This is a genomic window from Pseudomonas sp. LBUM1641, from assembly GCF_059716235.1.
Map to the genome: position 1 here is coordinate 5,017,797 of NZ_CP166815.1, position 18,951 is coordinate 5,036,747.

The 18,951-nt window shown below is 61.6% G+C and carries 17 protein-coding genes; 13 read left to right on the forward strand and 4 right to left on the reverse strand.

All coding sequences use genetic code 11. The annotated features are described in order from the left end of the window. Window positions 1–48: 48 nt before the first annotated feature. Window positions 49–672, reverse strand: a complete 624-nt coding sequence (locus ACA046_RS22905; protein ID WP_167663524.1) for a TetR/AcrR family transcriptional regulator — start codon at window positions 670–672, stop codon at window positions 49–51. A gap of 154 nt (window positions 673–826) precedes the next feature. On the opposite strand from ACA046_RS22905, the gene ACA046_RS22910 reads away from it, so the two are divergent. From ACA046_RS22910 to ppnP, 8 genes are all read left to right on the forward strand, one after another. After that, window positions 827–2,605, forward strand: coding sequence for an acyclic terpene utilization AtuA family protein (locus ACA046_RS22910; RefSeq protein WP_497675046.1), 1,779 nt, complete (start codon window positions 827–829; stop codon window positions 2,603–2,605). A 12-nt stretch (window positions 2,606–2,617) separates the two neighbouring features. Then, a complete protein-coding gene (locus ACA046_RS22915; protein ID WP_497675047.1) occupies window positions 2,618–3,490 on the forward strand; it encodes an SDR family oxidoreductase in 873 nt (290 codons plus the stop codon). Window positions 3,491–3,493: 3 nt separating this feature from the next. Beyond that, window positions 3,494–5,110 (forward strand): geranyl-CoA carboxylase subunit beta, encoded by a 1,617-nt coding sequence (gene atuC / locus ACA046_RS22920; protein ID WP_497675048.1) that lies wholly within the window; start codon window positions 3,494–3,496, stop codon window positions 5,108–5,110. Between the two features lie 21 nt (window positions 5,111–5,131). Continuing rightward, window positions 5,132–6,289, forward strand: a complete 1,158-nt coding sequence (gene atuD / locus ACA046_RS22925) for a citronellyl-CoA dehydrogenase (RefSeq protein WP_497675049.1) — start codon at window positions 5,132–5,134, stop codon at window positions 6,287–6,289. Then, the gene (locus tag ACA046_RS22930) at window positions 6,286–7,059 is read left to right on the forward strand and encodes an enoyl-CoA hydratase/isomerase family protein (RefSeq protein ID WP_497675050.1); all 774 of its coding nucleotides are present in this window, start codon (window positions 6,286–6,288) and stop codon (window positions 7,057–7,059) included. The genes atuD and ACA046_RS22930 overlap by 4 nt, the downstream gene beginning before the upstream one ends. 817 nt (window positions 7,060–7,876) lie before the next feature. Next, window positions 7,877–9,811, forward strand: a complete 1,935-nt coding sequence (locus ACA046_RS22935) for an acetyl/propionyl/methylcrotonyl-CoA carboxylase subunit alpha (RefSeq protein WP_497675051.1) — start codon at window positions 7,877–7,879, stop codon at window positions 9,809–9,811. A 71-nt stretch (window positions 9,812–9,882) separates the two neighbouring features. After that, the gene (locus ACA046_RS22940; protein WP_459022684.1) at window positions 9,883–10,425 is read left to right on the forward strand and encodes a 3'-5' exonuclease; all 543 of its coding nucleotides are present in this window, start codon (window positions 9,883–9,885) and stop codon (window positions 10,423–10,425) included. 47 nt (window positions 10,426–10,472) lie between these two features. Beyond that, entirely contained in the window at window positions 10,473–10,757 is a 285-nt protein-coding gene (gene ppnP / locus ACA046_RS22945) for a pyrimidine/purine nucleoside phosphorylase (RefSeq protein ID WP_014337306.1), read from the forward strand. Window positions 10,758–10,822: 65 nt separating this feature from the next. Here the strand turns inward: ppnP and ACA046_RS22950 are convergent, their stop codons facing one another. Together ACA046_RS22950 and ACA046_RS22955 are read right to left on the reverse strand one after the other, a co-directional pair. Next, a complete protein-coding gene (locus ACA046_RS22950; protein WP_497675052.1) occupies window positions 10,823–11,629 on the reverse strand; it encodes an MOSC domain-containing protein in 807 nt (268 codons plus the stop codon). 39 nt (window positions 11,630–11,668) lie between these two features. Beyond that, a complete protein-coding gene (locus tag ACA046_RS22955) occupies window positions 11,669–12,604 on the reverse strand; it encodes a chemotaxis protein CheV (protein ID WP_497675053.1) in 936 nt (311 codons plus the stop codon). Between the two features lie 551 nt (window positions 12,605–13,155). Between ACA046_RS22955 and ACA046_RS22960 the strand changes: the two genes are divergently transcribed. The 3 genes from ACA046_RS22960 to ACA046_RS22970 all read left to right on the forward strand — a co-directional run bounded on the left by ACA046_RS22960 (window position 13,156) and on the right by ACA046_RS22970 (window position 15,472). Then, window positions 13,156–13,602, forward strand: coding sequence for a hypothetical protein (locus ACA046_RS22960; RefSeq protein ID WP_497677126.1), 447 nt, complete (start codon window positions 13,156–13,158; stop codon window positions 13,600–13,602). A gap of 320 nt (window positions 13,603–13,922) precedes the next feature. Further along, window positions 13,923–14,816, forward strand: a complete 894-nt coding sequence (locus ACA046_RS22965; RefSeq protein WP_497675054.1) for a sensor histidine kinase — start codon at window positions 13,923–13,925, stop codon at window positions 14,814–14,816. Further along, window positions 14,813–15,472 carry a response regulator transcription factor gene (locus ACA046_RS22970; RefSeq protein WP_497675055.1) on the forward strand — a complete coding sequence of 220 codons (660 nt, stop codon included), beginning with the start codon at window positions 14,813–14,815 and terminating at the stop codon, window positions 15,470–15,472. The genes ACA046_RS22965 and ACA046_RS22970 overlap by 4 nt, the downstream gene beginning before the upstream one ends. Here the strand turns inward: ACA046_RS22970 and yegS are convergent. Beyond that, on the reverse strand, window positions 15,456–16,358 hold the full coding sequence (gene yegS, locus ACA046_RS22975) for a lipid kinase YegS (RefSeq protein ID WP_459022693.1): 903 nt from the start codon (window positions 16,356–16,358) through the stop codon (window positions 15,456–15,458). The two genes, ACA046_RS22970 and yegS, sit on opposite strands and share 17 nt — an antisense overlap. 175 nt (window positions 16,359–16,533) lie before the next feature. Between yegS and ACA046_RS22980 the strand changes: the two genes are divergently transcribed. Both ACA046_RS22980 and ACA046_RS22985 read left to right on the forward strand, forming a co-directional pair. Continuing rightward, window positions 16,534–16,710, forward strand: coding sequence for a hypothetical protein (locus tag ACA046_RS22980; protein WP_167663519.1), 177 nt, complete (start codon window positions 16,534–16,536; stop codon window positions 16,708–16,710). A gap of 72 nt (window positions 16,711–16,782) precedes the next feature. Further along, window positions 16,783–18,942 (forward strand): mechanosensitive ion channel family protein, encoded by a 2,160-nt coding sequence (locus ACA046_RS22985; protein WP_497675056.1) that lies wholly within the window; start codon window positions 16,783–16,785, stop codon window positions 18,940–18,942. The last annotated feature ends 9 nt before the right edge of the window (window positions 18,943–18,951 follow it).

Genomic DNA, 18,951 nt, shown 5'->3' on the forward strand with positions numbered 1-18,951 from the left:
CTATCGAGACAACTTTCCGCCACACAATTAATAGCTTGCACGAACGGGCTAGTCAGCTTTCAAAACCATTAGCAAGGCTTCGTCGGCCAGTTGCTCCAGGGTCATGCTGCCCTGGGCGCGAAACCAGGTGGTGGTCCAGGACAAGGCGCCAGTCAGGAAGCGCCGGGTGATAAACACATCGCCCCGGATATAACCGACGTTTTTCGCCTCCCCTAGCACCTGCAACCAGATGTCTTCGTAGATATCGCGCAAGGCCAGTACCTGGGCCTGGCCCTCGGCCGACAGTGACCGCCATTCATACACCAGCACCGCCATCGCCTCACCACTGCCGCCCATGATCGACTGCAATTCGCAGCGAATCAGCGCCAGCACCCGCTCGCGCACGTTGTTCGCCTCGGCCAGGGACGCCCGCATCAGGGCGGTGTTGTAGTGGATGGTTTCCTCCATCACCGCCCGCAGGATTTCGTCCTTGCTCTTGAAGTGATGAAAGATGCTGCCGGACTGGATCCCGACCGCGCCGGCCAGGTCACGCACGGTGGTGCGCTCAAAGCCTTTATTGCGAAACAGGTGGGCCGCGGTTTGCAGCAACTTGCCACGGGCACTGTCGGGGTCGGTCAATTGGCCGGCGTCGACCATGGTGCGCATCACCCGCAGGGCTTTTTGCTCATCCATGCTGCTCTCCTTAACTTCTGGTTACGTCTTGGGCGGCAATTTAGGCCGTGGCAGCCAACCAAGCAAGCGCTTGGGGCAAAGTTGTGACCAGAGTTTACAAACCAAGCGCTTGCTTGGTAGTCTCGGAACCAGCCAACCAGAGGAAGGACGCCCCATGAACAAGACGGTACGCATCGGCTGCGCCAGCGCCTTCTGGGGCGACACCTGCACCGCCGCTGCGCAGTTGGTACAGGGCGGCGCGCTGGATTACCTGGTGTTCGACTACTTGGCAGAAGTCACGATGTCGATCCTCGCCGGGGCACGGATGAAAGATCCCCAGGCCGGCTATGCCACGGATTTCGTCGAGGTGCTGACGCCGCTGCTGGCCGATATCCAGCGCCAGGGCATCCGCGTGATCAGCAATGCCGGCGGCATCAACCCCCAGGCCTGCGCCGTCGCGTTGCAGGCGGCCTGCGACCAGGCGCAAATCCCGTTGAAGATCGCCGTGCTGCTGGGGGATGACCTGCAACCGCAGTTCAAGCAACTGCACGGCATCACCGACATGTTCAGCGGCGCGCCTTTGCCGGCGATGTGCGTGTCCACCAACGCCTACCTCGGCGCGCCCGGCATCGTACAGGCGCTGAAGCTGGGCGCTGATATCGTCATCACCGGCCGTGTAGTCGACAGCGCGGTGGTCAGCGCGGCGCTGGTGCATGAATTCGCGTGGTCCTGGCAGGACTACGACCGCCTGGCCCAGGCGGCATTGGCCGGGCATATCATCGAATGTGGCGCCCAGTGCACCGGCGGCAACTTCACCGATTGGCGCGAGGTGCCGGACTACGAACACATCGGTTTCCCGATTGTGGAGGTCAATGCCGACGGCCAGTTCACCGTCAGCAAGGTCGACGGCACCGGCGGGCTGATCAGCGAACTGAGCGTCGCCGAGCAACTGCTGTATGAAATCGGCGACCCGCGCGCCTACCTGTTGCCCGACGTGATCTGCGACTTCAGCCACGTAAAGCTCCAGCAACAAGGCAAAAACCGCGTGCACCTGCACGGCGCCAAAGGCCTGCCGCCCACCGATCAGTACAAGGTCAGCGCCACTTACCCGGACGGCTTTCGCTGCACCGCCAGTTGCCTGATTGCCGGGATCGACGCGGTGGCCAAGGCCGAGCGGGTCAGCCAGGCGATCATCAACAAGACCTCAGAGCTGTTCAGCCAGCGCGGCTGGGCGCCCTACACCGACGTCAACATCGAACTGTTGGGCAGCGAAGCCACCTACGGCCCCCACGCCCAACGCCAGGACTGCCGCGAAGTGGTGGTGAAACTGGCGGTGCGTCACCCGAGCAAACAGGCGCTGGTGCTGTTCGCCCGGGAGATCGCCCAGGCGGCCACCGGCATGGCGCCAGGGCTCACCGGGATCGTCGGCGGGCGGCCCACGGTGTATCCGCTGATTCGGCTGTTTTCGTTCCTGATCGATAAAAGCGCCTGCCAATTGCAGGTCGATTTTCTTGGCGAGCGGCATGCCTGCGAACTGCCTGGCACCGAACCGCTGAACACTCCCATCGCCTTGATCGACCCACCCAAACCCCAAGGCCGCGCCGACGCCAACGTGCCGCTGATCAAACTGGCCGTGGCCCGCTCTGGCGACAAGGGCAACCACAGCAACATCGGCGTGATCGCCCGCGAGCCCGAATACCTGCCGTGGATCGCCGAAGCGCTGACGCCCGAAGTGATCGTCGACTGGATGAGCCACGTGCTCGACCCGATCCACGGCCGTGTCGAGCGCTGGTACTTGCCCGGCAGCCATAGCCTGAACTTCCTGCTGGAAAACGCCTTGGGCGGCGGCGGGATCGCCAGCCTGCGCATCGACCCCCAAGGCAAGGCCTTCGCCCAGCAACTGCTGGAAATACCGATTGCCGTGCCGCAGCACATTGCCGATCAATTCACTTAAAGGACCCACGCCGTGGCCTTCGACTCGATCTTCAAAGCCGACTTGTTCCAGGGGCAGACCATCATCGTTACCGGCGGCGGCAGTGGCATTGGCCGCTGCACTGCCCACGAGCTGGCAGCCCTCGGCGCCCATGTGATCCTGGTGGGTCGCAAGCCGGAAAAACTGCAAACGGTCGCGGCGGAGATCAGTGAAGACGGCGGCCGCGCCAGCTGGCAGGCCTGCGATATTCGTGATGAAGAAGCGGTCAAGGCGCTGGTCAGCCAGATCCTCCAGGAGCACGGCCCGGTTCATGGCCTGGTGAACAACGCTGGCGGCCAGTACCCCTCGCCGCTCGCGTCGATCAATCAGAAGGGCTTTGAAACGGTGTTGCGCACCAACCTGGTGGGCGGCTTCCTGATGGCCCGGGAATTGTTCAACCAGTGCATGAGCAAGCACGGCGGGTCCATCGTCAACATGCTCGCCGACATGTGGGGCGGCATGCCGGGCATGGGCCACTCCGGCGCGGCACGTTCGGGCATGGACAACTTCACCAAGACCGCTGCCTTCGAATGGGGTTACGCCGGGGTGCGGGTCAACGCCGTGGCGCCCGGCTGGATTGCATCGAGCGGCATGGACACTTACGAAGGCGCGTTCAAGGCGGTGATCCCGACCTTGCGCGAGCATGTACCGCTAAAACGCATCGGCACCGAATCGGAAGTCAGCGCGGCGATTGTGTTTTTACTCAGCCCCGCCGCCGCGTTCGTCAGCGGCAGCACCTTGCGCATCGACGGCGCCGCCAGCCTCGGCAGCCGCGCCTGGCCGCTGCACAAGGCGCAACCGCCGAATGCGTCCTTTAACGGTTTCCACCGGGCGTACTTGCCGGACGTGCTCAAGGAGGAGAAATAAGCCATGCCGGTGATCGACTCGCAACTCGACGCCCACAGCCCGCAATTCGCGCAGAACCGCGAAGCACTGCTCACAGGCGTCAATCAACTGCGCCAGCTGGAGCAAAATCTGTTGAGCAAGGCGGCTGAAGCCAAGGCCAAGTTCGACAAGCGCGGGCAACTGCTGCCACGGGAACGCCTGAATTTACTGCTGGACCCTGGCGCGCCGTTCCTCGAGCTGGCGAGCCTGGCCGGCTACAAACTGCACGACGACAAGGACGGCAGCGCTGCCGGTGGCGGGTTGATCGCCGGCATCGGCTACGTCAGCGGCGTGCGCATGCTGGTGGTGGCCAACAACAGCGCGATCAAGGGCGGAACCATTTCCCCCTCGGGCCTGAAAAAATCCCTGCGCCTGCAACAGATCGCCATGGAAAACAAACTGCCGGTGGTGACGCTCGCAGAAAGCGGCGGCGCCAACCTCAACTACGCCGCCGAGATTTTCGTCGAAGGCGCACGCAGCTTTGCCAACCAGGCGCGGATGTCGGCCATGGGTTTGCCGCAGATCACCGTGGTGCATGGCTCGGCCACGGCGGGCGGTGCGTATCAGCCGGGGCTTTCGGATTACGTAGTGGTGGTGCGCGGCAAGGCCAAGCTGTTTTTGGCCGGCCCACCGCTGCTCAAGGCCGCCACCGGCGAAGTCGCCACCGATGAAGAACTGGGCGGCGCCGAGATGCACGCGCAAACCGCCGGCACTGCCGAATACCTGGCGGAAAACGACGCTGACGGTGTGCGCATCGTGCGTGAGATCGTCAGCCTGTTGCCGTGGGATGACCGCTTGCCGCCTCTGCCAAAGCGCGCTTATAGCGAGCCGCTCTACCCGATTGAAGAGCTGCTGGGGCTGATCCCCGACGACCCGAAAAAGCCCTACGACGTGCGCGAAATCCTCGCGCGACTGGCGGATGGTTCCAACTTCCTGGAGTTCAAGGGCGAGTTCGATCCGCACACCGTCTGCGGCCATTTGCATATCCAGGGCCGTGCCTGTGGTTTCATCGGCAACAACGGGCCGATCACACCGAAGGGCGCGAGCAAGGCCGCGCAATTTATCCAACTGTGCGACCAGAGCCTGACGCCACTGCTGTTCTTCCACAACACCACCGGTTTCATGGTGGGCACCGAGTCGGAGCAGCAAGGCGTGATCAAGCATGGCGCGAAGATGATCCAGGCGGTGGCCAATGCCCGGGTGCCGAAATTGACCATCGTCGTCGGTGGTTCCTACGGTGCCGGCAACTACGCGATGTGCGGCCGCGGCCTCGACCCGCGTTTCATCTTCGCCTGGCCCAACAGCCGCACCGCCGTGATGGGCGGCGCCCAGGCGGGCAAGGTGCTGCGGATCGTCACCGAAGCCAAGCAATTGAAAGACGGCCTGGTGCCCGACCCCAAGGTGCTCGACATGCTCGAACAGGTCACCGCACAGAAACTCGACAGCCAGTCCACCGCCCTCTACGGCAGCGCAAACCTGTGGGACGACGGGCTGATTGATCCACGGGATACACGAACCTTGCTCGGGTTTCTGCTGGACATCTGCCAGGAGGCCGAGGTACGGCAATTGCAGCCCAACAGCTTTGGTGTGGCGCGGTTTTAACCCTTCAGGAGAACAATAAAAATGATCTTCACCCAGGAACACGAAGAACTGCGTCGCACCGTCCGAGGCTTTGTCGAGCGCGAGATCAATCCGCACGTCGATGAATGGGAAAAGGCCGGACGCTTCCCGATCCACGAGATTTTCCGCAAGGCCGGCGACCTCGGACTGCTAGGTATTTCCAAGCCGGAAAAATTCGGCGGCATGGGCCTCGAGTACAGCTACTCCATCGTCGCCGCCGAAGAGTTCGGCAGCATCCGTTGCGGCGGCATCCCGATGTCCATCGGCGTGCAAACCGACATGTGCACCCCGGCCCTGGCCCGTTTCGGCTCCGATGAGTTACGCGAAGAGTTCCTGCGCCCGGCCATCAGCGGCGAGCAAGTGGGCTGCATTGGCGTCTCGGAAACCGGCGCCGGCTCCGACGTAGCCGGGCTGAAAACCCATGCCCGCAAGGACGGCACCGACTATGTGATCAACGGCAGCAAGATGTGGATCACCAACTCACCGAGCGCCGACTTTATCTGCCTGCTGGCCAACACCTCCGACGACAAGCCGCACATCAACAAGTCGCTGATCATGGTGCCGATGAACACCCCGGGTATCAGCGTCAGCCCGCCCCTGGAAAAGCTCGGCATGCACAGCTCGGAAACCGCCCAAGTGTTTTTCGACGACGTGCGCATCCCCCAGCGCAACCGCATCGGCCATGAAGGCGCGGGGTTCATGATGCAGATGCTGCAGTTCCAGGAAGAGCGACTGTTTGGCGCGGCCAATATGGTCAAGGGCCTGGAGTACTGCATCGACAGCACCATCGAGTACTGCAAGGAGCGCAAGACCTTCGGCAAGCCGTTGATCGACAACCAGGTGATCCACTTTCGCCTGGCCGAACTGTCTACCGAAATCGAATGCCTGCGGGCCTTGGTGTACCAGGCCACCGAGCAGTACATCAAGGGCCAGGACGTGACGCGACTGGCCTCCATGGCCAAGCTAAAGGCCGGTCGCCTGGGCCGGGAAGTGAGTGACAGTTGCCTGCAATATTGGGGTGGCATGGGGTTCATGTGGGACAACCCGGTGGCCCGGGCTTATCGGGATGTGCGGCTGGTGTCGATTGGTGGTGGGGCGGACGAGATCATGCTGGGGATCATCTGCAAATTGATGGGCACCTTGCCGGGGAAAAAGTCGTGAATACGTTGTTGCTGGAGCCGCATAACGGGGTGTTGCATGTGACGCTCAATCGGCCTGACAGCCGGAATGCCATGAGCCTTGAGATGGTGACCGAGTTGCGGGCGGTACTGGCCGATGTGTCAGGGGACAAAGCCTTGCGGGCGGTGGTCATCAGTGGCACCGGTGGGCATTTTTCGGCGGGTGGGGATGTGAAGGACATGGCTCGCGCCGGGGCCACCGGTGGGTTGCAGGCGTTGAATCGGGCGTTTGGCACACTGCTGCAGGAAGTTGAGGCGTTGCCGCAGGTGGTGATTGTGGTGCTCCAGGGGGCGGTGCTGGGGGGCGGGTTGGGGTTGGTGTGTGTCAGTGATGTGGCGATTGCGGATCATCAGGCGCAGTTTGGGTTGCCGGAGACCAGCCTTGGGTTGTTGCCGGCGCAGATTGCGCCGTTTGTGGTGAAGCGTATCGGGTTGACTCAGGCGCGGCGGTTGGCTTTGACGGCGGCGCGGTTTGATGGGGTTGAGGCGCTGCGGTTGGGCTTGGTGCATTTTGTGGAGCACGATCCGCAGGCGTTGGCGGAGCGGGTGGATGAGGTGTTGGGGCAGGTTTTGCGTTGTGCTCCGGGGGCTAATGCGCGGACCAAGGCGTTGGTCTTGGCCAGTGATGAGCAGGCTTTGGGGCCGTTGCTGGACCAGGCGGCTGAGTGGTTTGCCGAGGCGGTTAGCGGAGAAGAAGGGATTGAGGGGACTCAGGCTTTTGTGCAGAAGCGCAAGCCGCGGTGGGCGCGATGAATTGGGGGCATATCCGTTTCTGCGGTTATGGCCGCTATTGGTTCCGCTCTTACAGCGGCTCACTTTTGAACAGCGCAAAAGTAAGCAAAACGCTCTTGCCCCACCACTCGGCACCTCGCCTAGGCTCGGTGTGCCCGCACTCCGGCTTTGGACCGTGGGCCGCCGCGATGGGCCATCCTTGGCCCAGCGCGGCTAACCCGGCGTCCTGCCGGGTTACCCACGCTCCAAAGCCTGCGTTCGGCCAGCGTGGTTTAACGGGGCGCCTAAGATCAAGATCAACAGCAGATCAAGGGCACAGCGGCCTACAGGCCGGCTTGAGTGTGGTGAAGCAAAAGCAAAATCAGAAGCTAAAGCGGGCACGGTTCAAAATGTGGGAGCGGGCTTGCTCGCGAAGGTCGTTAACGATGACGCTGGCATCCTGGATGAACGCGGCGGTCTCAGGTTTTTCGCGAGCAAGCTCGCTCCTACAGAGAAGGAAGCCGGCCGGTAGGCCGCTGTGCTTTTGCTTTTGATTTTGATCTGACTGCCCCATTCAGCCCGAGGCCGAACGCAGGCAGTGCGGAGCGGGTAAACCGGCAGGACGCCGGTTTAGCCGCTCCGGGCCATGGATGGCCCGTCGCGGCGGCCCGCTTCGCGGTGCCGGAGTGAGGGAACGCCGAGCCACAGCGAGGCGCCGACAGGCGGGGCAGAGCGTTTTGGTTACTTTTGACTGGGCCGGCATTCCGGCTTTTCAAAAGTGACCCGCTGTAAGAGCGGAACCATAAGCGGCCGTTACCAAAGAAACGGATATGTACCCGACAAGCCAAGGGACACCACCATGCCGATGTTCAACAAAATTCTCATAGCCAACCGTGGCGAAATCGCCTGCCGCATCCAGCGCACCGCCCAAACCCTGGGCTACCGCACGGTAGCGATCTACAGCGACCCCGACGCCAACGCCCTGCACGTCCAGATGGCCGACGAAGCCGTCAACATCGGCCCGGCCCCGGTCAACCAGTCCTACCTGAACATCGAAGCCATCCTCAACGCAGCCCACCGCACCGGAGCCGACGCCATCCACCCCGGCTACGGCTTCCTCTCCGAAAACCCCGACTTCGCCCGAGCCTGCGCAAACGCCGGCCTGACCTTCATCGGCCCCAGCCCCGAAGCCATCGAATTGATGGGCAGCAAACGCCTTTCAAAAGTCGCCATGCTCAACGCCGGCGTCCCCTGCATCAAAGGCTACCAAGGCCCCGACCAGGACGACCCAACCCTGCAACAGCAAGCCGACCAAATCGGCTACCCGCTGATGATCAAGGCCAGCGCCGGCGGCGGCGGTCGCGGCATGCGCCTGGTGCACAGCCCCGACACCCTGCTGGAACACCTGCGCACCGCCCGCTCCGAAGCACAAAACGCCTTCGGCAGCGCCGAACTGATCCTCGAACAAGCCCTGATAGACCCCCGCCACGTCGAAATCCAACTGTTCGGCGACACCCACGGCAACCTGATCTACCTCGGCGAACGCGACTGCTCGATCCAGCGCCGCCATCAGAAAGTCATCGAAGAAGCCCCCTGCCCCGTCATGACCTTTGAGCTGCGCCAAGCCATGGGCGAAGCCGCCCTCAAGGCCGCCCGCGCCGTGAATTACGTCGGCGCCGGCACCGTCGAATTCCTCCTCGACCGCAACGGCAACTTCTACTTCCTGGAAATGAACACTCGCCTCCAGGTCGAACACCCCGTCACCGAACTGATCACCGGCCTCGACCTCGTCGCCTGGCAACTGCAGATCGCCGCCGGCCAGCCGCTTCCCCTGAGTCAGGACCAAGTAACCCTGAGCGGCCACGCCATGGAAGTACGCCTGTACGCCGAAGACCCGGCCCAGGGTTTCCTGCCACAAACCGGCGATGTGCTGCGCTGGGAACCGGCGGCCGGTGTGCGCATCGACCATGGCGTGCTCGAAGGCCAGCGCATCACCCCGTTCTACGACCCGATGCTGGGCAAGATCATCGCCCACGGCGCCACCCGCGAAGAGGCTCGGCGCAAGCTGGTCAGGGCCGTGGAAGACTGCGTGCTGCTCGGCGTATCCACCAACCAGCGCCTGCTGGCCAGCCTGCTCAAGCATCCAGACTTCATCGCCGGCGAGTTCAGCACCGGCTTTATCGCCGAGCATTTCAGCGACATCGCCCGAACCCACGCGACCAACGACGAACTGGCCCTGGCCGCCGCGCTGCTTTACCAACACAGCGCCAGCACTCACACCCAGCCGCTATCCGGCTGGCGCAACAACGCCAGCGTGCCATGGCGTTATCAGTTGGCCGACCAGGATGAGCCACGGGCAATCAGCCTGAGTGTGCTGGCGGACAATTGCCTGCAAGTCGAGATTGATCAGCACGCCATCGAAATACGCGACCTCAGCATCGACGGACGCTGGGCCATAGCCGTGGTCAACGGCATTCGCCGCCGCATCGCCTATCACTTGCAGGGCACACAGCTTTGGCTGCCCGGCATATGCATCACCAACCGAACCCAAACCGTTGCCAGCCGCCAGGCCGAGGCCAGTAACGGCATGGTCAAGGCGCCGATGGATGGGGCGATTGTTGAAGTTCAGGTCAGCGAAGGCGATTCGGTCAGCAAGGGCCAGCTTTTGCTGGTGCTGGAAGCGATGAAAATGGAGCACCCACTCAAGGCCGGCATGAGTGGTGTGGTCAAGCGAATCCAGGCCGTTGCAGGAGATCAGGTCAGGAGCCGTCAGATTTTGCTGGAGATCGAGTAACTGCTGGGCGGAACTAGCAGGCTTGGCTACGCTCTATCCCCATCAGGACGGGAAGAGTACGGGAACCTGCGATGCCTCATTGGCTGATTATTGATCTTGAAGCCACAACGGATGAAGGCGGCTGGCCCGTGACCGAGATGGAAATCATCGAAATCGGTGTGAGCCTGGTCAACCGCCGGGGCCGTGAACTGGACCATTTCCAGCGTTTCGTGCGGCCGTTGCGCAGGCCGTTGCTGACGCCGTTCTGCCGCCAGTTGACCCACATCACCCAAGCGAATATCGATGCTGCCGCACCGTTGATTGAGGTGTGGCCACTGTTCGAACGCTGGCTCGGTCAACACCAGGCACGCCTGGAAGGCTGGGCGAGTTGGGGCGATTACGACCGCCAGCAACTGGAACTGGAGTGGCAGCGCCATGGCTTGAGCAGCGTGCTGGGCCAGACGCCCCACGTGAACCTCAAGCAGCGCTTCGCCAAGGCCCGGCGCCTGGACAAGCCGCTGGGGCTCAATGGCGCGCTGCAACTGGCCGGCATGCAGTTCCATGGCCAGCAGCACCGGGCGCTGGAAGACGCGCGCAATACCGCACGGCTGCTGCCGTTGATTTTGCCCGTGTAGAAGGCATACTGGCCGACCTTTCTTGACCCTTTTCCGAGGATTCGCCCATGTTTAAAGTCAACGAGTACTTCGACGGTACCGTCAAGTCGATCGCTTTCGGCACTGCAGAAGGTCCGGCGACCATCGGCGTCATGGCCCCGGGTGAATACGAATTCGGCACCGCCCAGCGTGAAATCATGCACGTGGTGTCGGGCGCGCTGACCGTCAAGCTGCCAGACAGCACAGACTGGGAAACCTTCGAAGCCGGTAGCCAGTTCAACGTGCCTGCCAACAGCAAGTTCCAGCTGAAGGTAGCGGTCGACACGGCTTACCTGTGCGAATACCGCGGCTGATCTTTGCGCCGGCCATAAAAAATGCCCGTCTCGCAAGAGACGGGCATTTTTCATTTCAGCGCGGCTTACTCCAGGATCGTCACCGGCATGCCGACTTCCAGACGACCCACACCATCGTTGACCAGGTTCTGCCCAAACATCACATCACCCTCTCGCTCGCGGTAGGTTTTGAGGGTGGCCAGCGGTTCGCGGTCGGCGCTGCGTTCGCCGCTCGCCGGGTCGATGGTGGTCAGGATGCAGCGTGAGCAGGACTTGACCACGCGAAACTCCACGTCGCCAATCCGTACCCGCTTCCAACCGTCTTCGGCAAACGCTTCGCTGCCCTCGATCACCAGGTTGGGACGAAAACGCAGCATTTCCATCGGCCGGCCGACCCGCTGCGACAAGTCATCCAGCGACGCCTGGCCGATCAGCAGCAATGGAAAACCATCGGCAAACGCGACCTTGTCATCGTCATTGCCGTAACCGGCCTCGGTAGTCCGCGCACGTGCCAACGGTACCTGCACCAGGCGCGTGGGTTTGCCGATGAACTCGCTGACCCAGGCGCCCGCTTCATCACCGGCGTCGGGCACGCGCAAGGTGTCGCGCCAGATGGTCACGCCGCGCAACTCGGCATCGCTGCCGGGCAGTGGCACGTCGAGGGCGGGTTGGCCTTCGGCGCTCAAGGTCAGGCCACCGGCACTGTTCCACAGCGCCGACAGCTGGCTCATTTTGGCCACGGCCCGCTGGGTCAGGAACCGCCCGCTGGCCTCGTCCACCAGCATCCAGCGTCGATCCCCGTCGAGCCCCAGCTTGTCCAGGCCAATCTGCTGCAAGGTTTCACCCTTGCCGGACTTCAAGGGGTATCGGTACAACGCGCTGAGACGAAGCATGGGCCTGCATTCCTGAGGGGCAAAGCCGTCACCCTAAGCTCAAGCCGGTACTTCGTCCAGCATCAGGCGCTGACGCACCACGTCCACCAACTTGTCGGGCTGGAACTTGGAGAGGAAGTTGTCGCAGCCGACCTTCTTCACCATCGAATCGTTGAAGCTGCCGGACAACGACGTGTGCAGCACCACGTACAGGCCACGCAGGCGCGGGTCGTTGCGAATCTCAGTGGTCAGGCGGTAGCCGTCCATCTCGGGCATTTCGGCATCGGTAAAGATCATCAACAGCTTGTCGGTCATCACTTGGCCGCTGTCGGCCCAACCCTTGAGCAGGTTCAGGGCCTTGAGGCCATCACTGGCGATGTGCATCTTCACCCCCAGTTGGCCGAGGGTGTCACGCAGTTGCGAGAGAGCGACGTTGGAGTCATCCACCAGCAGCACTTCACGGCCGCGGGCGCGCTCCAGTACCGGGTCTTCGAGTTTCTCGCGGGAAACCTTGGCGTTGTAGGGCACGATTTCGGCGAGGACTTTTTCCACGTCGATGATTTCCACCAACTGGTCATCGACCTTGCTGATGGCTGTCAGGTAATGCTGGCGCCCGGCACTCGCCGGGGGTGGCAGGATCGCCTCCCAGTTCATGTTGACGATCCGGTCGACGCCGCCCACCAGGAATGCCTGCACCGAACGGTTGTACTCGGTGACGATAATGGTGCTGTTGGGCCCCGGAATCAGCGGGCGCATGCCAATCGCCTGGGACAGGTCGATCACCGGCAGCGTCTGGCCACGCAGGTTGACCACGCCGCAAACAAACGGATGGCGCTGGGGCATCAGGGTCAACTTGGGCAGTTGCAGCACTTCCTGCACCTTGAACACGTTGATCGCGAACAACTGCCGCCCGGCCAGGCGAAACATGAGGATCTCCAGGCGATTCTCACCCACCAATTGTGTGCGTTGATCTACCGTGTCGAGAATGCCGGCCATTAAAGACTCCTGGGTTTAGCGGATGGATAGTGCGGGTCACTGAAGCAGGTTATCGGCGGCAAACGCCGGACCTTGACCCCCATTAAAATGCCATGCAAATCCATTGATGTCACACTGACATCATGCTTTACTGAGCCAGCTTCAACACAACACCCATCACCGCCGTCGCGTGACCGCAAAGTCAGCGCGAGGTTCCCCTATGTAAGGGATTCCCCTATCCACAATCAGGACCAACCTGATATTCGCGATATCTAATAGCCATTAATGTGACGCCATTCTCATTGCATGAATGGAGTCAGGCTTTTGTTGGCTATCGCAAGCCCACGGCCCACGGGTCGTCCTAAGACTTACGTCTTGGCAACCAAAGAAGTTGTGCGGATGCCCTTGAGCAATCAGGGGGGTTCAAACGATCGCGGCGATCAATCAAATAAAAGTCCTACTGGAAAGTCGGAAGCAACCTACAGATATTCGTCATATTTCAGCAGTACTTTGAAGCCATTCACCCGGTGCGACATCTCATTATCCGACCGTATGTTTTGGAGACTTGCATGATGAACGACGGCACAGAGTGGCAACTTGCACTTCCCGAGTTTCTCCTGGAGGCGGAAATGCTGCTGGCCAAGTCCCAGGAGTGCTTGAGCCACCTGCATTTGATCCGTAACGACAGCGACGCGATCGACTGCATGAAAAGCAGCCTGATCAAGCTCGCCGAAAAATCCGACGCCCTTGCCCTACGGGCCATTGGCGAGTTCTCCCGGCATGTACAGTACTTGATCAGCAATGCTGCCAGCCCACTGCAACTGCATGACCAGGCGCTGGATGCGCTGAATGCGTGCCTCACATTGCTGGCCTGGCAACTGGAGTTGATCGACGCAAAAACCGGCAAACTCAGCCTGGATGAAACCGAACAAACCGTGCTGATTGCCACCGTCGTTCAACACATCCCGCAAAGCGACTTTGGCTACACACAACAGCATCACAGGCCTTACGCGATTTGAGCCTTCTTCGCATTTACTCGACAAAAATGTCGCATTCAATCGCTGACTTATCCAAAAACGACAGCCACAACTAATCATGCATGACGTCGTCGTTAGCAGAAAAATATCAATAAGCCACTAACGACAATACCGATACAAAACAACTTCAATGATACAACTCCCCCACTCTTTGAACTCCGGGACTGCCTCCCGGGGCGTTGCCATGATTAATACGCCTCATCAAGCTCGGCGAAAGGCGACCAACGGTAATAGTGGTGGTACCATGCCCCGCTCGAAGTGACTCAACTTCATGATGCATATAAACGTGAAATGCGCCTCCTATGTACGCCAGCCTGAAGTCACTCATCGCAAGGTCCGTGTCCCGAAGCAATGCACGCAGGATGACCCTCGCGCTATGCCTGTGCGCGTGCCTGCTCAGCCTGTGGGCTTATGCACGCTCGGCCGATCTGCCTCTGGCCTTGCTGCTATTGAACCTGGCCACCCTGTTGGTGGTGGGCCTGCAACAGTGGCGCTCACGCAAGTCCATCAAGTTCCAGCCCCAGGAACTGGCCGAACGCCTGTTGCAGGTTCAGGAAAACGAACGTCATCGCCTGAGCCGTGAATTGCACGACGATATCGGCCAACTGTTGACCGCCGCCAAGCTGCAAAGTGAATGGCTCAAACGCCGCCTGCCGGAAGACCTGCAAGGCCATTGCTCAGTGCTGTGCAACACCCTGAACGAAACCCTGGCCAAGGTGCAGGACGTGTCGGCCATCCTCAATCCCCGGCAGTTGGCGAGCCTGGGGTTGGAGGCGAGCCTGCGGGCGCACCTGCTCAAGACACTGGAAAACACCCGCGTGAGCTGGAGCCTGGAATGCCATCAACGGCTGACCGGCATCCCGGAAGAAATGGCCGTTGCCGCCTTTCGCATTACTCAGGAAGCCGTCACCAACATGCTGCGCCATGCCCAGGCACGCAACCTGCTGGTACGCCTGCAACGCCTGCCCGAAGGCCTTTCACTGTTTATCAGCGATGACGGCCTGGGCTTTTCGCCCGCCATCAACCCCGCCCAGGAAGGCCAGCGGGGCATGGCCGGGATGTCCGAGCGGATTGATCAACTGGGCGGCACATTGTCCGTCAATAGCCAGCCAGGCTTTGGCACACGGATCGAAGCGCTTTTCCCCTGGGCGCCCCGCGCCCTCGAACGGGCCAACCCCCATAAGGTTCTAGAGTGACGTGCAATTTACTCCTGGTGGATGACCACTCCCTGATCAGGGCCGGCGTGCGTGCGCTGGTCATGGATATTCCCGGCTACACGGTGATCGGCGAGGCGAACGACGGCGCCCAGTTGCTGGAGCGATTCGACGCGCTGCAACCCGACATCGTGCTGCTTGACCTGTCGATGAAGCACACCGGTGGGCTCGATGCCTTGAAGAGCCTCAAGCAGGCCTATCCAAAGAGCAAAGTGCTGATCCTCTCGATGCACACCGACCCGGAACTGATCATGTGCGCCCTGGAGTCCGGCGCCCATGGCTACCTGCTCAAGGACACCACCGCCAATGAGCTGGAGCACGCGCTGCTGGCCTTGCGCAACAACGAACGCTACCTGAGCCCGGCCATCGCCCACACGGTGATCAACCAGGCGCTGGTCCGCAATCAGGCCCAGGCCAATCCACCGCCCCACAGCCACAACCTGACCGCGCGCCAACTGGAAATCCTGCGCTTGATCGTGCGCGGCAAGTCCACCCGGGAAATCGCCAATGGCCTGGGCTTGAGCATCAAGACCGTGGAAGCCCACCGCTCGCAAATCATGAAGCGCTTGCAGATTTTCGATGTGGCGGGCCTGGTGTTGTTCGCGGTGCGCGAACAGATCATCAGTCTGGACGATTAGTCAGCAACGGCGAATCCGCCGGCAAATGCACCCGAAGCGCCTGGGGCAAGGCCGAAAAGTGCAAGTCATCACCCTGGAGCGGCTCGCCGTCGAGGTTGATCGCCAGCCCCTCGGCCACCTTGATTTCGACCCACGGCAAGCGCGCCCGCACAAACATGTTGTCCAGGCCCCAGCCGTCGGTCATCAGGCTACGCAGGGTGCCGACCACTTCCTGAGGCGCCGGCAGAATGCTGATATCCAGCAAACCATCATCGGCCAGGGCATCGGGGCACAGCACATGGCCGCCGCCGGCCTGGCGCCCGTTGCCGATGCCCAAGGCCAGCAGCTCGCCGCGCCAGTGGAAGTCGGGGCCCTGCAATTCACCGTAGGCCGCACGCAACTCGCTGAAACGTGACAGGCCGGTAAACAGATACGCTGCGCCGCCAAGGACCTTCTTCAGGTCTTCGGAGGTGTTGGCGGTGACTTGGCTACCAAATCCGCCGGTGGCCATATTAAGGAAGATCTGCCCACCCACTTCGCCCAGGTCGATGGCACGGGCCGGCACGTCCAGCAGGTCCAACGCCTGCTCAGGCTCCAGCGGCACACCGGCGGCACGGGCAAAATCGTTGGCGGTGCCGAGGGGCATCAGCACCAGGCTGGCCTCGGTCTTGGCCCGGGCCATGGCCTCGGCCACATCCCGCAGCGTGCCGTCACCGCCGCCGGCAATCAGCCGCGTGTAGCCATCGGCGAGGGCCTGATCGACAAACCGCTGGGCATCGCCGCCCTCCCATGTCACCCGCACGGCCAACTCCCAACCCTGCTCGCGCTTGCCCTGCACTGCCGCCCGCACCTCGTCGTTGAGGGCTTGTTTGCCGTGCAGAATCAACAGTGCCTTGGGTGTGCTCATGGATGAATGCTCCTGGGTTTAAGGTTCCTGGGGATGTTGACCGTGGCCAATCGAAAAAAAGCCATTGGTTTTGGAAATTAACCGGGGTTTGTGGCGTTTCTGACACGGATCAACTCGCATTTCGCGAAATCCGCCTAGACTTGCACCCATTCTTACCCGACAAGGCCGTCGCACCATGATCACCATGTCCGCCTTCCACTCCATGCTCATCCCGATCCTGACCGGCATGATACTCCTGGCCGTAGGCTTCAACTTTCGCGACAAAGCCATCGGCGTATTCGGCATGTGGATCGGCATGCTGCTGATCCTCGGCACCGTGGTTTACAAGATCCTCGCCAAACTCGCGGAATGACAATCTCACTCGCATTGCACTTGACGGCCTCGTACACTCGGCCAATTCGTCGTTTTTAAGGTTGACCGCCTCGTGCTTGCCCGTCTGTTTGCCCTGCCCTGTTGCCTGTTTTTCTGCCTGCTGACTTTGCTGCCCATGGCGCCTGCCCACGCCGTGAGCCTGCCGGGCCTGCTGGGCAGCACTAACAAAACCCAACCACAAGCCGACGTCCCGTTGGGCCAGTCACTGGACGAGGTGATCAAGACCCTGGAAAACGACCAGCAGCGCACCAAGCTGCTGAGCGACCTGAAAAAGCTCCGGGAAACCACACAAAAAGCCCAGCCCGCCGCCGAATTGGGTGTACTCGGTTTGATCGGCGGCACCCTGTCCAGCCTGGAGCAACAGTTCTCCGGCGCCGACAGCCCGATCAATCGCTGGTCCAACGAGTTTGACCTGGCCAAGGACGAACTCACTGCATTGATGCTGCCGGCCAGCGAATGGCTACCGATCATCTTTGCGTTTGCCATGATCCTGATGCTCTGGAGCCTGCTGGCCGCCGTACTGATCTGGCTCAGCCACCGGGTGCGCGAGCGCTTCGGCCTGACCGAAGAACTGCCCCAACACCCCAAGACCTGGGACCTGTTGCGCTTCGCCCTGCGCAAGCTCGGGCCATGGCTGATCGCGTTGGTGATCACCGTCTACATGAGCTACGCGCTGCCATCGTCCCTGGGCAAATCCCTGGCGATGGTGCTGGCCTACGCGCTGGTAGTGGGCACCTGCTTCTCGGCGATCTGCGTGGTCGCGTTTTCCGTGCTGGACGGCCCGCACCGTCACCGCGCGCTGTACATCCTGCGCCACCAGGCCTTTCGCCCGTTGTGGCTGATCGGCAGCTTTGCCGCCTTTGGCGAAGCCGTCAGCGACCCGCGCCTGGCCGAGAGCCTGGGCCAGCATTTGTCCCATGTCGCCGCGACCATCGCCAATGTCATGGCCGCGCTGTCCACCGGCGTGTTCATCCTGCGTTTCCGCCGGCCCATTGCGCACCTGATCCGCAACCAGCCGCTGTCCCGCCGCCTGACCCGCCGCGCCTTGAGCGATACCATCGAAATCGTCGGCACGTTCTGGTACCTGCCGGCGTTGCTGCTGGTGGGCATCTCGCTGTTCGCCACTTTCGTCTCCGCCGGCGACACCAGCACCGCCCTGCGCCAATCACTGTTGTGCACAGTGTTGCTGGTGCTGTGCATGGTGATCAACGGCTTGGTGCGCCGCCATTCACTCAAGCCTCAGCGTGGGCACAAGCGCCATGCGCTGTACTCCGATCGCCTGAAAAGCTTCGTCTACACCCTCGCCCACCTGGTGGTGTGGCTGGTGTTTATCGAACTGGGCCTGCGGGTCTGGGGGCTGTCGCTGATCCGGTTTACCGAAGGCGACGGCCATGAAATCAGCGTCAAGCTGTTCGGTCTTGCCGGCACGTTATTGTTCGCCTGGCTGATCTGGATCCTCAGCGACACCGCCATCCACCACGCCCTCACCCGCTCGCGCAAAGGCTTGGCCAATGCGCGTGCGCAGACGATGATGCCGTTGATTCGCAACGTGCTGTTCGTGACCATCTTCATCATTGCCGCCATCGTCGCCCTGGCGAACATGGGCATGAACGTCACGCCACTGCTGGCCGGTGCCGGTGTGATCGGTTTGGCCATCGGTTTTGGTGCACAGTCGCTGGTGGCGGATTTGATCACCGGCCTGTTCATCATTATCGAAGACTCCCTGGCGATTGATGACTATGTGGATGTCGGCGGCCACCTGGGTACGGTCGAAGGCTTGACCATCCGTACGGTGCGCCTGCGGGACATCGACGGGATCGTGCATACGATCCCGTTCAGTGAGATCAAAAGCATCAAGAACTACTCCCGGGAATTCGGCTACGCGATCTTCCGGGTAGCGATTCCGTACAACATGGAAATCGACGACGCCATCAAGCTGATGCGCGACGTCGGGCAGAAGATGCGCAACGATCCGTTGCAGCGGCGCAATATCTGGTCGCCGCTGGAGATTCAGGGTGTAGAAAGTTTCGAGTCCGGCAGTGCGATTCTTCGCGCCCGCTTCAAGACCGCGCCGATCAAGCAGTGGGAGGTTTCGCGGGCGTTCAACTTGTCGCTCAAGCGTCACCTCGATGAAGCCGGGCTGGACCTGGCCACCCCGCGCTTGAGCGTGCAAGTGGTGACGGCGGCGGGAGGCGTGCAGGAGAAAGAATAAGCGCTGCCC